This is a genomic window from Paraburkholderia metrosideri, assembly GCF_904848625.1.
GTDB classification, from domain to species: Bacteria; Pseudomonadota; Gammaproteobacteria; order Burkholderiales; family Burkholderiaceae; genus Paraburkholderia; species Paraburkholderia metrosideri.
The window spans coordinates 308827-320997 of sequence record NZ_CAJHCP010000008.1; the positions used below are offsets into that span (position 1 = coordinate 308827).

At 61.9% G+C, this 12171-nt stretch carries 10 protein-coding genes; 8 read left to right on the top strand and 2 right to left on the bottom strand.

Going from position 1 to position 12171, the window contains the following annotated elements; translation table 11 throughout:
• Positions 1-69 precede the first annotated feature (69 nt).
• Positions 70-486, top strand: a complete 417-nt coding sequence (locus LMG28727_RS19800) for a CopD family protein (protein ID WP_201643994.1) — start codon at positions 70-72, stop codon at positions 484-486.
• An 82-nt stretch (positions 487-568) separates the two neighbouring features.
• Here LMG28727_RS19800 and LMG28727_RS19805 read toward each other — a convergent pair whose 3' ends face one another.
• On the bottom strand, positions 569-1414 hold the full coding sequence (locus tag LMG28727_RS19805; RefSeq protein WP_201643995.1) for a MurR/RpiR family transcriptional regulator: 846 nt from the start codon (positions 1412-1414) through the stop codon (positions 569-571).
• 316 nt (positions 1415-1730) lie between these two features.
• On the opposite strand from LMG28727_RS19805, the gene edd reads away from it, so the two are divergent.
• The 4 genes from edd (at position 1731) to LMG28727_RS19825 (ending at position 6536) form a co-directional block, all read left to right on the top strand.
• Positions 1731-3668, top strand: a complete 1938-nt coding sequence (gene edd, locus LMG28727_RS19810; RefSeq protein WP_201643996.1) for a phosphogluconate dehydratase — start codon at positions 1731-1733, stop codon at positions 3666-3668.
• Between the two features lie 26 nt (positions 3669-3694).
• Positions 3695-4336 (top strand): bifunctional 4-hydroxy-2-oxoglutarate aldolase/2-dehydro-3-deoxy-phosphogluconate aldolase, encoded by a 642-nt coding sequence (eda, locus tag LMG28727_RS19815; protein ID WP_201643997.1) that lies wholly within the window; start codon positions 3695-3697, stop codon positions 4334-4336.
• A gap of 297 nt (positions 4337-4633) precedes the next feature.
• Positions 4634-6031 (top strand): GntP family permease, encoded by a 1398-nt coding sequence (locus LMG28727_RS19820; protein ID WP_201643998.1) that lies wholly within the window; start codon positions 4634-4636, stop codon positions 6029-6031.
• 10 nt (positions 6032-6041) lie between these two features.
• Positions 6042-6536: a gluconokinase gene (locus LMG28727_RS19825; protein WP_201643999.1), complete on the top strand. Its 495-nt coding sequence runs from the start codon at positions 6042-6044 to the stop codon at positions 6534-6536.
• A 108-nt stretch (positions 6537-6644) separates the two neighbouring features.
• Here LMG28727_RS19825 and purB read toward each other — a convergent pair whose 3' ends face one another.
• The gene (gene purB / locus LMG28727_RS19830) at positions 6645-8033 is read right to left on the bottom strand and encodes an adenylosuccinate lyase (protein WP_074765736.1); all 1389 of its coding nucleotides are present in this window, start codon (positions 8031-8033) and stop codon (positions 6645-6647) included.
• Positions 8034-8526: 493 nt separating this feature from the next.
• Between purB and LMG28727_RS19835 the strand changes: the two genes are divergently transcribed.
• The 3 genes from LMG28727_RS19835 to LMG28727_RS19845 all read left to right on the top strand — a co-directional run bounded on the left by LMG28727_RS19835 (position 8527) and on the right by LMG28727_RS19845 (position 12098).
• Positions 8527-9486, top strand: coding sequence for a LysR family transcriptional regulator (locus tag LMG28727_RS19835; protein ID WP_201644000.1), 960 nt, complete (start codon positions 8527-8529; stop codon positions 9484-9486).
• A gap of 135 nt (positions 9487-9621) precedes the next feature.
• A complete protein-coding gene (locus LMG28727_RS19840) occupies positions 9622-10935 on the top strand; it encodes a Glu/Leu/Phe/Val family dehydrogenase (RefSeq protein WP_201644001.1) in 1314 nt (437 codons plus the stop codon).
• Positions 10936-11204: 269 nt separating this feature from the next.
• Positions 11205-12098 carry a glutamate/aspartate ABC transporter substrate-binding protein gene (locus tag LMG28727_RS19845; protein ID WP_201644002.1) on the top strand — a complete coding sequence of 298 codons (894 nt, stop codon included), beginning with the start codon at positions 11205-11207 and terminating at the stop codon, positions 12096-12098.
• Positions 12099-12171 lie beyond the last annotated feature (73 nt).

The following is a 12171-nucleotide window of genomic DNA, read 5'->3' on the forward strand; positions in this document are numbered from 1 at the left end:
AGAGGGCGTGCGCGGCGACGTGCGCCTACCTCGTTCGCCAGCCAGTCAAATGCTGTTCGGGGATCGTTGATGCTTTGGATCAAGACGTTTCACATCGTGTTGGTTGCCTCCTGGTTTGCCGGCCTGTTTTATTTGCCGCGTATCTTCGTCAATCTGGCGATGGAAACGGAGCCCGCCGCAACGGCGCGCTTACTGACGATGGCGCGCAAGCTGTTTCGCTTCATGACCGTCATCGCGGTGCCTGCGCTGGCCTGCGGTTTATATCTGTGGCTCGGCATCGGGATTGGCCGCGGGCAGGGCTGGATTCACGCGAAGGTCGGCGTGGTCGTGCTGCTGGTGATCTATCACGCGTATTGCGGTGTACTGCTGCGGACTTTCGAGCGCGGTGAGAATAAGCGCTCGGACAAGTGGTATCGGATGTTCAACGAGTTGCCGGTGCTGGGCATGCTGGCAGCGGTGGCGCTGGTGGTGATCAAGCCGTTCTGACAACGCGCCGCGCGTCGCGCAGAAAAAAGGGCAGTGGCCGTCTGTGTCGGCAACTGCCCTTTTGTCATTCTGACGCGCGTCGTTACCCGTGCGAATCCACTCTGCGCCGATGAATCACTTCCTTCGTCTGCGACAGCTTTTCGAGTAACTCCGGTCCCCGGCTCAACGCCACACCTACCGCCAGAATATCGCCGATCGCCAGATGCGACACGCGCGAGGTCATCGGCGAAAAGATGTCCGTATCTTCGTCCACGTTGGCAAACAGGCCCACGGTCGCGAGCCGCGCGAGCGGCGAATTGCCATGCGTGATCGCAATCACCTTTGCGCCCGCATTGAGCGCGGCCTTCGCGGCGTCGATGATGTCACGCGTGCGGCCGGTGTTCGAGATCGCGACCACGACGTCGCCTTCGCCCAGCAACGCCGACGACATCAGAAACGTGTGCGGGTCCGAATACGCGACGCTCGGCATGCCGAGGCGGAAAAACTTGTGCTGCACGTCGAGTGCGGCAATCCCCGAGCCGCCCGCGCCGTAGAACTCGATGCGGCGCGCCCGCGCCAGCAGGTCGATCGCTGCCGCCACACTATCCGACGACAGATTGTTGCGCACCTGGATCAGCGCACCGATGGTCCGGTCGAGCACCTTCGCCGCGACGCCCGGCGTCGGCTCGTCGGGCCGTACGTCGCGATAGACGGCGGGCACCTCGGCGGCAATCCCTTGCGCGAGCCGGATCTTGAATTCCCGAAACCCGGAAAAGCCCAGCGCATGACAGAACCGCGCAATGGTCGGCTGACTCACGCCCGCGCGCGCGGCGACTTCCGTCATCGACAGGTCGAGCACTTCGCGCGGCGCCTCGATCACGTAATCGGCCAGCTTGCGCTCGGACGGCCGCAACTGGTCGCGCATCTCTTCCACCTGAGACAGCATCATTGGAAAACTCGCACTATGCTGAAGAATGCGTGGACTATAGCTGATTGCGTAAGAAGGTACAAAAACTACATATTTTGGGCTAGGTGTTATCCCTAGGTTTGATTAAATAAGCGCTGAGTGCTATCCAGTAAGGCGCTCAGCGATATTTAACGATGTGGCGCTGCAACAGGAAACGGCGTTGCGATCGTGTAGTTTTTCTACTAAGATGGCGTCGTCGGTTGAACCGACGCCCCCGCGATACCTACCTGGCAAAGTGCATGTGCGCCTCGGGCACCTGAGCACCGTAAGCACGATAGCCAGCGACGAAGGAGCTCCGATGGTTTCCCCGCATTCGCAATTGTTGAAGGTCACGCAACGCGTGGTCGAGCGCAGCAAGCCCACCCGCGAGGCATATCTCGCCCGCATCCAGCAAGCCCAGGGCAAGTTCCCGGCGCGCGGCGCACTGTCGTGCGCCAATCTGGCCCACGGTTTCGCCGGCATGGAGGGCAACGACAAGCTCGTCATCAAGCAGATTCGCGAGCCGAACATCGGCATCGTGTCCTCGTACAACGAGATGCTGTCGGCCCACGCACCGTACAAAAACTACCCGGACATCATCAAGCAGGCCGCGCGTGAAAACGGCGGCGTCGCGCAGGTGGCGGGCGGCGTGCCGGCCATGTGCGACGGCATCACGCAGGGCAATGCGGGCATGGAACTGTCGCTGTTCTCGCGCGAAGTCATCGCGATGGGCACGGCGGTCGCGCTCACGCACAACATGTTCGACGCCGCGTTGTGCCTGGGCATCTGCGACAAGATCGTGCCGGGTCTTTTGATCGGCGCGCTGCAATTCGGTCACATTCCGACCATCTTCGTACCGGCCGGCCCGATGGGCAGCGGCCTCTCGAACGACGACAAAGCGAAGACGCGCCAACTTTTCGCGACCGGTGGCTGCGGCCGCGACGCGCTGCTCGAAGCGGAAGCCGCCGCGTATCACAGCCACGGCACCTGCACGTTCTACGGCACGGCCAACAGCAATCAGATGCTGATGGAAGTGATGGGTCTGCATCTGCCGAGTTCGGCGTTCGTGCATCCGCATACGCCGCTGCGCGACGCGCTGACCGCGCAGGCCGCGCGCCGCGTGCTCGATCTGACGGTGGAGCGCGGCAACTACATGCCGATCGGCCATGTGGTCGACGAGAAGGCCATCGTCAACGGCATCGTTGCGTTGCTGGCGACGGGCGGCTCGACTAACCACACGCTGCACCTGGTTGCGATTGCTCGCGCGGCGGGCATCGTGATCGACTGGGACGATTTCGACACGCTGTCGCAATCGGTGCCGTTGCTCGCGAAGATCTATCCGAACGGCAAGGCGGACGTGAATCACTTCCACGCAGCCGGCGGCGTCGCGTTCCTCGTGCGCAACCTGCTGGAAGGCGGCTTGTTGCATGAAGACGTGAACACGGTGGCAGGCAAGGGCCTGAAGCATTACACCGAAGAGCCGAAGCTGATCGACGGCAAGCTGCAATGGGTGCCGGGCGCAGAAGCCAGCGAAGATACGGCCGTGCTGCGCGCGATCAACGAACCGTTCCAGCCGGACGGCGGTCTGCGCCTGATGCAGGGCAAGCTGGGCCGTGGCGTGATCAAGATTTCGGCGGTGGCCGCCGCACATCGCAAGGTGAAGGCGCCGGCCATCGTGTTCGATTCGCAGGAAGCGGTGCAGGCGGCGTTCGACAACGGTGAGCTGAAGCGCGACTTCATTGCGGTGGTGCGCTTCCAGGGCGCGCGTGCAAACGGCATGCCCGAACTGCATCGTTTGACGCCGCTGCTGGGTGTGTTGCAGGATCAAGGTTTCCACGTGGCACTGGTGACGGACGGCCGTATGTCGGGCGCATCGGGTAAAGTGCCGGCGGTGATTCATCTGTCGCCGGAAGCACTGCTGCAAGGGCCGATCGGCAAAGTGCGAACCGGTGACATGCTGGTGATCGACGCCGACGCAGGCGTGCTCGATATCGAAATCGACGCAGCCGAATGGGCCGCGCGACCGAACGCCGAGCCGCTGCATCAGGCGGAAAACGAAGTGGGCTTTGGCCGCGAACTGTTCGGCGTATTCCGTGCAGCGGCGGCGCCGGCGGAGCAGGGCGCGTCGGTGTTCGGCAAGATGGTGGGCGAAGGGGCCAGCACGCACACGGGCGCGCACGCTGCGTCGCACACGACCCAACACGCTGCGCACAAAGCACATACCGAAAAACACACCAGCACTACGCAAGCCAGCTAAGTGTTGCTGAAACAAGGAGTCAGACTATGACGGCGAAAACAGTAAGCGATATCGTGCGCCTCGGCCCGGTGATCCCGGTGCTCGCATTCGACACGGTCGAACAGGGCGAACACGTGTCGCGCGCACTGCATGCGGGCGGCGTGAAGGTACTGGAAATCACGTTGCGCACCGCAGCCGGCCTGGAAGCGATCGAACGCGCAAGTCAGCTGGCCGAAGACATCGTGGTCGGCGTCGGCACGATCACGAAGCCCGAGCACTGCGCTCAGGCGAAGAAGGCGGGCGCGCAGTTCGGCGTGTCGCCAGGCTTGACCCGGGACATGCATCAGGCATCGCTGGATGCGGGTCTGCCGCTGCTGCCGGGCGTGATGACGCCGACCGACATCATCACCGCGCTCGAACTCGGCTACGAAATCGTCAAGTTCTTCCCGGCGCAGCAAGCCGGTGGCGTGCCAATGTTGCAGGCCTTCCACGGCCCGTTCCCGACGCTGAAGTTCTGCCCGACGGGCGGCATCACCGCGGAAACGGCCACGCATTTCCTGTCGCTGCCGAACGTGGTGTGCGTCGGCGGATCGTGGTTGACGCCGAAGGCCGCGCTGGCCGCCGGCAACTGGGACGAAGTCACGCGTCTTGCGCGTGCTGCCAGTCAACTGGCCGCGCCGGCGCATTGAATCTGACGCAGATACTTTAGTTGCCGTCAGGTGACCTTAGTCGCCATTCGTCGCCGGATCACGGTCCGGCGTCAGGGAGCCTCGCCGATACAGCCGCTCAGGTTGTAACGCCGAGGCTCCTTTTTGTTACGAGCGTCCGTTTTGTGCCCTTTTGGCGCGCGCTTTCGGATAACAAACAGTAAAATTCAGCGTCCGCGCGGCCAGCCGGGTTTCCAGGGCATCGCGCAGATTGCCGTGAGACGAAGCGTTGGCTGCGGGTTCTGCACTCTGAGTCAATAACGAAAAAGGAGGGGCTTCATGGAAGCTGTCCACGGCAGCATGCTGCTGGTCATCGCGGTGATCGCCATCGCATTGCTGATCCTGCTGATCACGCGCTACAAGGTTTATCCGTTTCTCGTTCTGATCATCGTGTCGCTGCTGCTGGGTCTTGCAGCAGGCATGCCGATGGCCACAATCGTCAAATCGTTCGAAACCGGCAACGGCAATACGCTCGGGCACATTGCCATTGTGGTCGGGCTGGGCACGATGCTCGGCAAGATGATGGCCGAGTCGGGCGGCGCGGAGCGCATCGCCACGACACTGATCGACTTCTTCGGCGAAAAACATATTCACTGGGCAATGATGGTCGTCGCGGTGATCGTCGGCTTGCCGGTGTTCTTCGAAGTCGGCTTCGTGCTGCTGATTCCGATCGCGTTCAACGTCGCGAAACGCACCAATAAATCGCTGCTGCTGGTCGGTTTGCCGATGGTCGCGGGTCTGTCCGTCGTGCACGGGCTGTTGCCGCCGCACCCCGCCGCGATGCTCGCGGTGCAGGCATATCACGCGGATATCGGTCGCACGATTGCGTATGGGTTGATCATCGGGATTCCGACTGCGATCGTCGCCGGTCCGCTGTTTGCGTTGCTGATCAGCCGCTATATCAAGCTGCCGAAAGAAAACGCGCTGGCCGCACAGTTTCTGCGTGACGACGATAAAAACGGCGATGCGGCGAAAACCGGTGCCCAGAACAACGCACCCAAGCGCGAACTGCCGAGCTTCGGCATCACGCTGTTCACGGTGCTGTTGCCGGTGATCCTGATGCTGGTCGGTAGCTGGGCCGACCTCGTATTCACACCGAAGACCTTGCCGAACGATCTGCTGCGCTTCTTCGGCAACTCGGACGTCGCGCTGCTGACGGCCGTGATCGTCAGCTTCTGGACCTTCGGCGCACGTCAGGGCTTCACGCGCGACCAGATCCAGAAGTTCTGCGGCGAGTGTCTTGCGCCGATCGCGGGCATCACGCTGATCGTCGGTGCGGGCGGCGGCTTTGGCCGCGTGCTGATGGATAGCGGCATCTCGAAGGAAATCGTCAATGTGGCGACGGCGGTGCATATGTCGCCGCTGCTGTTCGGCTGGCTCGTCGCGGCGCTGATCCGCCTCGCAACCGGCTCGGCGACGGTGGCCATGACGACCGCCTGCGGCATCGTCGCGCCGATCGCGGCGGCCGGCGGCGTTCACGCCGAGCCGGAACTGCTGGTGCTGGCCACCGGCTCGGGCTCGCTGATCTTCTCGCACGTGAACGACGGCGGTTTCTGGCTGATCAAGGAATACTTTGGTATGACGGTGGGGCAGACCTTCAAGACATGGTCGCTCCTCGAGACCATCATCTCGCTGATGGGTTTGGGCTTGACCTTCGCGCTAGCGGCGGTCGTGTAAGGAGTTTTTGATGATTTTGATCGCAATGGGCGTGTCGGGCGCCGGCAAATCGAAGATTGGCGAAATGCTGGCAGAGCGCCTGCACTGCGCATTCACCGACGGCGACGCGTTCCACAGCGCCGCCAACAAGGAAAAGATGCATCACGGCATTCCTCTCACCGACGAGGACCGTTGGCCGTGGCTGAAGACCATTCGCGCGGCGATTGAAGAAAAGCAGACTGCGGGCGAGACGGCGGTGTTCACCTGTTCGTCGTTGAAGCGTTCGTATCGCGACGTGTTGCGTGATGCCGATAAGGACGTGTGCTTCGTTTATCTGAAGGGCACGCGTGAAGTGCTCGAAGAGCGTTTGACGACGCGCACCGGACACTTCTTCGATCCGTCGCTGCTGCAAAGCCAACTCGATACGCTCGAAGAGCCGGGCTCGGATGAAGCGATCACGGTGAGCATCGAGTTGACGCCTGAAGAGATCGTCGACGACGTGCTCAAGCAGGTCGAGCAGCGGTGAGTTCGCTGACTCGCTCGTTGTAGAGATGTAAAAAAGCCGCTCCCAGGAGCGGCTTTTTTTATGCGTTGCCTCGTGTGAAACGAGGCGGCCATTTAAAAGCGTGCGCGTTCAGGCGATCCGCTTGGCCAGTTCCACGGCCTTGCCGATATATGAACCCGGCGTCATCGCGAGCAAACGATCTTTCGCGTCTTGCGGAATCGCAAGACCCGTCACGAACGTTTGCAGCGCTTCACGCGTGATGCCCTTGCCGCGCGTCAACTCCTTCAACTGCTCGTACGGGTTCTCGATGCCGTAACGGCGCATCACGGTTTGCACCGGCTCAGCCAGCACTTCCCAGCAGTTATCGAGGTCTTCGTTCAGACGCTGTGCGTTCACTTCGAGCTTGTCGAGACCGCGGATCAGCGAGTCGTAGGCGAGCAGCGAGTAACCGAACGCGACGCCCATGTTGCGCAGCACCGTCGAGTCGGTCAGGTCACGCTGCCAGCGCGACACCGGCAGCTTGTCCGCGAGGTGACGCAGCGTGGCGTTTGCCAGGCCGAGGTTACCTTCGGAGTTTTCGAAGTCGATCGGATTGACCTTGTGCGGCATCGTCGACGAACCGATTTCACCGGCCTTCGTGCGTTGCTTGAAGTAGCCGACCGAGATGTAGCCCCACACGTCGCGGTCCAGATCCAGCAGGATCGTGTTGGTCCGCGACAGCGCGTCGAACAGTTCGGCCATGTAGTCGTGCGGCTCGATCTGGATCGTGTACGGATTGAACGTGAGCTTCAGGCGCTGTTCGACGACTTCGCGCGAGAACGCTTCCCAGTCGAATTCCGGATACGCGGACAGATGCGCATTGAAGTTGCCGACCGCGCCGTTCATCTTGCCGAGCAGTTCGACCTTCGCGACGCGGTCGATCGCGCGTTCGAGGCGCGCGGCGACGTTGGCGATTTCCTTGCCGAGCGTGGTCGGGCTGGCCGGCTGGCCGTGCGTGCGCGACAACATCGGCTGCTCGGCATGAGCGTGGGCCAGTGCAACGAGGCGCTGATGCACCGAGCGCAGCGCCGGCAGAATCACGTGCTCGCGTGCGCCGGCCAGCATCAAACCGTGCGACGTGTTGTTGATGTCTTCCGACGTGCACGCGAAGTGGATGAACTCGCTCGCGCGTTCCAGTTCTTCCTGACCCTTGACCGACTCCTTCAGCCAGTACTCGACCGCTTTCACGTCGTGATTCGTCACGCGCTCGATTTCCTTGATGCGCGCGGCGTCGTGCGCGGTGAAGCGCTCGGCCAGTTGCAGCAGGAATTGTTCGGACGCTTCGGAAAAACGCGGCACTTCGGCGAACCCGGCGCGCGACAGGGCGATCAGCCAGTGGATTTCAACCGTCACGCGATTGCGCATGAAAGCGGATTCCGAGAGCCAGTCGCGCAGGGCTTCGGTTTTCGACGCGTAACGGCCGTCGAGCGGGGAGAGCGCGTTGAGCGCGAACAGGGTGTCGGGGCGGGTGTCGGACATGATGGAGGCGTGAGCGCTGAAAGAGCGGAGAAACTGCGGGAAGCGCGAATTTTACCACTGGACGGTGTGAGTCCTGATTTTGCGCCGATGCTTACGTGGGGGCGAGTCCGGCTGGGTGCTGGCCGCCGGAAACGGCGAGGGCGGCAGGCGGAAGCACGACGGAAGACGCGAGAGGCCGCTCGAGCGAAGCGCGCGACGCGCGGAAGGCAGGGTGGGCACGCCGCCCGCGCGCGAGGAGGCATGGCAGAGCGCGGCGGGCCCCGTAAGCGCAAGCGCAAGCGCAGCGGGCAGCTGACGCGATACCGCCGCTGAGTACGCGCAGCATGGGTGGCACCCAGTTCGACACGGCCACCTGCGTAACCGGTCTTGTCGGGACAAACGAGATTCGCGTGGCTCGACCGAAGCGCGCAAACACGTCGCCATCCCGCCAGCCTCGCCCCGCATCACCCTCTAGAATGCTGACTTCTCCCCACCCGCCGGCAGCAGGACTCGCATGGAACTGAAATGGCTCGAAGACTTCGTTTCGCTCGCGGAAACGCGTAGTTTCAGCCGCTCGGCCGAACTGCGTCACGTCACGCAGCCCGCGTTTTCGCGGCGTATTCAGGCTTTGGAAGCGTGGCTAGGCACGGAGTTGATCGACCGCTCGGTCTATCCGACGCGACTCACGGCGGCCGGTCAGGTGTTCAACGAGCAGGCGCTCGCGATGCTGTCGCAGTTTCACGAGGCCCGCGCATTACTACGCGGCCACACGGCGACGCCGCAGGCGACGATCGAGTTCGCGGTACCACACACGCTGTCGCTGACTTATTTTCCGCGCTGGTTGCAGCGGATCGAAGCGCAAATGGGCCCGATCCACACGCGTCTGCGCGCGTTGAACGTGCACGACGCGGCTTTATCGTTGGTGGAAGGCGGCTGCGATCTGATGATGGGCTATCACCATCCCAGCCACCCGGTTGCGCTCGACCCGGGCCGCTACGACATGCTGACGCTCGGCAACGAGCCGATTAGTCCGTTCTCCGCGCCGGCCCGCGCGGGTCGTCCGCGTCACACGTTGCCGGGTACGCCGGATGCGCCCACGCCGTATCTGTCCTACACGCCGAACGCGTATCTCGGACGCATGACCGAAGTGATCCTCGCGAACGCACCGGCGCGCTTGTATCTGGATCGGCTCTATGAAACGGACATGGCCGAAGGGCTCAAAGCGATGGCGCTGGCCGGCCACGGCATTGCGTTCCTGCCGCACAGCGCGGTGGAAGATGCGGTCGCCGACGGCAAGCTGATCCGCCTCGATCGCGCGACGCGCGGCACGCCGGAAGGACAGCTCACGCTGACCATGGAGATCCGCCTCTATCGCGACAAGCTCGCCGCCAAAAGCGACGATGCGCGCCAGGTACTCGTGCGTCAGTTGTGGGACGTGGTATCCGAAGAACTACGGCAAAACACGGCCCGATAACCTGCGTTGTCACGACGCGAATTTGCGCCTTTCCGAACGTTATGCAAAAAAAACATAAACGGATAAGGAAACGGCATTGGATTTCAAAACGGCGTTTTTCGACAATGCACGTATTCGATCAACGCCGGAGCGTTCATGTCTTCCCAGCAGCCAGCCGCACAATCCGCATCATCGTTGCACTCGGTTCCCTCCTACCTCAATAGCGAAGACCTCGGCCCGTGGGGCAACTACCTGCGTCAGGTCGACCGCGTCGCGCCGTACCTCGGCTCGCTGTCCCGCTGGCTCGAAACCCTCAAGCGTCCGAAGCGCATTCTGATCGTCGACGTGCCTATCGAACTCGATAACGGCACGGTCGCGCACTTCGAAGGCTACCGTGTGCAGCACAACGTATCGCGCGGTCCGGGTAAGGGCGGTGTGCGTTATCACCAGGACGTGACGCTGTCGGAAGTGATGGCGCTGTCTGCGTGGATGTCGGTGAAGAATGCTGCGGTGAACGTGCCGTACGGCGGCGCGAAGGGCGGTATCCGGGTCGATCCGCGCACCTTGTCGCGTGGTGAGCTGGAGCGCATGACGCGCCGCTACACGAGCGAAATCGGCATCATCATCGGACCGAATACCGACATCCCTGCGCCGGACGTGAACACGAACGAGCAGATCATGGCGTGGATGATGGACACGTACTCGATGAACCAGGGCCAAACGGCCACCGGCGTCGTGACCGGCAAGCCGATCACGCTCGGCGGTTCGCTGGGCCGCCGCGAAGCGACCGGCCGCGGCGTGTTCGTGGTGGGTAGCGAAGCGGCACGCCGCGTCGGCCTCGATATCGAAGGTGCGCGCATTGCGGTGCAAGGTTTCGGTAACGTCGGCGGGATCGCTGCGCGTCTGTTCCAGGAAGCGGGCGCCAAAGTGGTTGCGGTGCAGGATCACACTGGATCGCTGTACAAGTCGACGGGTATCGACGCCGGCGCATTGCTCGAACACGTTGCGAAGACGGGCGGCGTGGGCGGTTTCGCGGAAGCGGACGCCGTAACGAATGAAGAATTCTGGACGGTCGAATCGGACATTCTGATTCCGGCTGCGCTTGAAAATCAGATCACCGAAAAGAACGCCGGCAAGATCAGGACGAAGATCGTCGTGGAAGGCGCGAACGGCCCGACCACCACGGCAGCGGACGATATCCTGCACGATCGCGGCATCCTCGTGATTCCGGACGTGGTGGCGAACGCGGGCGGCGTGACGGTTTCGTACTTCGAATGGGTGCAGGACTTCTCGAGCTTCTTCTGGACGGAAGACGAAATCAACCAGCGTCTGGAGCGTGTGATGCGCGAAGCCTTTGCCGCCGTGTGGCAGGTGTCGAGCGAACAGAAAGTGTCGGTGCGCACGGCGGCGTTTATCGTCGCGTGTAAGCGGATTCTGGAAGCGCGCGAATTGCGCGGCCTGTATCCCTGATCCTTATGTCTGAACAACGGCCGGCCCGCCAACAAGCGGGTTTGCCGTCGATTCGTGGCTGAACGCCGTCCACAAGACGGCGTGTTTTACCTGGCGGGCGGCATCGTATTGGTGCCGTCCGCTTCGCGTATGCATAGTAGGTTGACCGGCCTGCTGCAAGTACTGTGAAAACCCTTAGCGGCGGCTGCGCAACAGCCGGGCATTTCTCAATACTTTCAGAATAATTACTTTGCTAAACTGGCGCCGGTTCTTGCCAAGGAGATCACAAGATGAAGGTTAAAAAAGCTGCGCTGCTGCTCGCAACACTCGGTTTGTTTACCGTTGGCGCGCAAGCGCAAGAAGCCGGCACACTGAAAAAAATCAAGGACACGGGCGTCATTTCGCTGGGCCATCGCGAATCGTCGATCCCGTTTTCGTATTACGACGACAAACAGAATGTGATCGGCTACTCGCAGGAGTACGCGCTGGCGGTGGTCGAGGCCGTTAAGCAGAAGCTGAACATGCCTACCCTGAAGGTAAAGCTCACGCCGGTCACGTCGCAAAACCGTATTCCGCTGGTGCAGAACGGCACGGTGGACATCGAATGCGGTTCGACCACGAATAACCTCGAGCGCCAGCAACAGGCTGCCTTCACGAACACGATTTTCGTGATCGGCACGCGCATGATGACCAAGAAAGACTCCGGCATCAAAGACTGGGCCGACCTGAAGGGCAAGACGGTCGTCACGACCGCCGGCACCACGTCCGAGCGCCTGCTTCGCAAGATGAATCAGGAAAAGAGCATGGGCATGAACATCATCAGCGCGAAGGACCATGGCGAGTCGTTCCTGACCCTGTCCACGGGCCGTGCCGCTGCGTTCATGATGGACGACGCGTTGCTCGCCGGCGAGCGCGCGAAGTCCAACAATCCGGGCGATTTCGTGATTGTCGGCGCGCCGCAATCGCGTGAAGCATATGGCTGCATGCTGCGCAAGAACGATCCGGAATTCAAGAAGGTCGCAGACGACGCGATCGCCAAGGTCCAGACCTCGGGCCAAGCCGATGCGATCTACAAGAAGTGGTTCGAATCGCCGATTCCGCCGAAGGGCTTGAACCTGAACTTCCCGCAAAGCGACGACATGAAGGCGCTGTTCAAGAATCCGAACGACAAGGCAATCGATTAAATCGATTCACCCTCAGCTGTCTTTTTGAATCGCTGAACGAAACGGAAGGGGCCACGCGCTTCTTCCGTTTCTT

Excerpts from the sequence above, each read along its gene's own strand:
- LMG28727_RS19845 (WP_201644002.1), top strand. The coding sequence starts at position 11,205 with ATGAAGGTTAAAAAAGCTGCGCTGCTGCTCGCAACACTCGGTTTGTTT.
- purB (WP_074765736.1), bottom strand. The coding sequence starts at position 8,033 with ATGTCCGACACCCGCCCCGACACCCTGTTCGCGCTCAACGCGCTCTCC.
- LMG28727_RS19840 (WP_201644001.1), top strand. The coding sequence starts at position 9,622 with ATGTCTTCCCAGCAGCCAGCCGCACAATCCGCATCATCGTTGCACTCG.
- LMG28727_RS19820 (WP_201643998.1), top strand. The coding sequence starts at position 4,634 with ATGGAAGCTGTCCACGGCAGCATGCTGCTGGTCATCGCGGTGATCGCC.
- eda (WP_201643997.1), top strand. The coding sequence starts at position 3,695 with ATGACGGCGAAAACAGTAAGCGATATCGTGCGCCTCGGCCCGGTGATC.
- LMG28727_RS19825 (WP_201643999.1), top strand. The coding sequence starts at position 6,042 with ATGATTTTGATCGCAATGGGCGTGTCGGGCGCCGGCAAATCGAAGATT.
- edd (WP_201643996.1), top strand. The coding sequence starts at position 1,731 with ATGGTTTCCCCGCATTCGCAATTGTTGAAGGTCACGCAACGCGTGGTC.
- LMG28727_RS19800 (WP_201643994.1), top strand. The coding sequence starts at position 70 with ATGCTTTGGATCAAGACGTTTCACATCGTGTTGGTTGCCTCCTGGTTT.
- LMG28727_RS19835 (WP_201644000.1), top strand. The coding sequence starts at position 8,527 with ATGGAACTGAAATGGCTCGAAGACTTCGTTTCGCTCGCGGAAACGCGT.
- LMG28727_RS19805 (WP_201643995.1), bottom strand. The coding sequence starts at position 1,414 with ATGATGCTGTCTCAGGTGGAAGAGATGCGCGACCAGTTGCGGCCGTCC.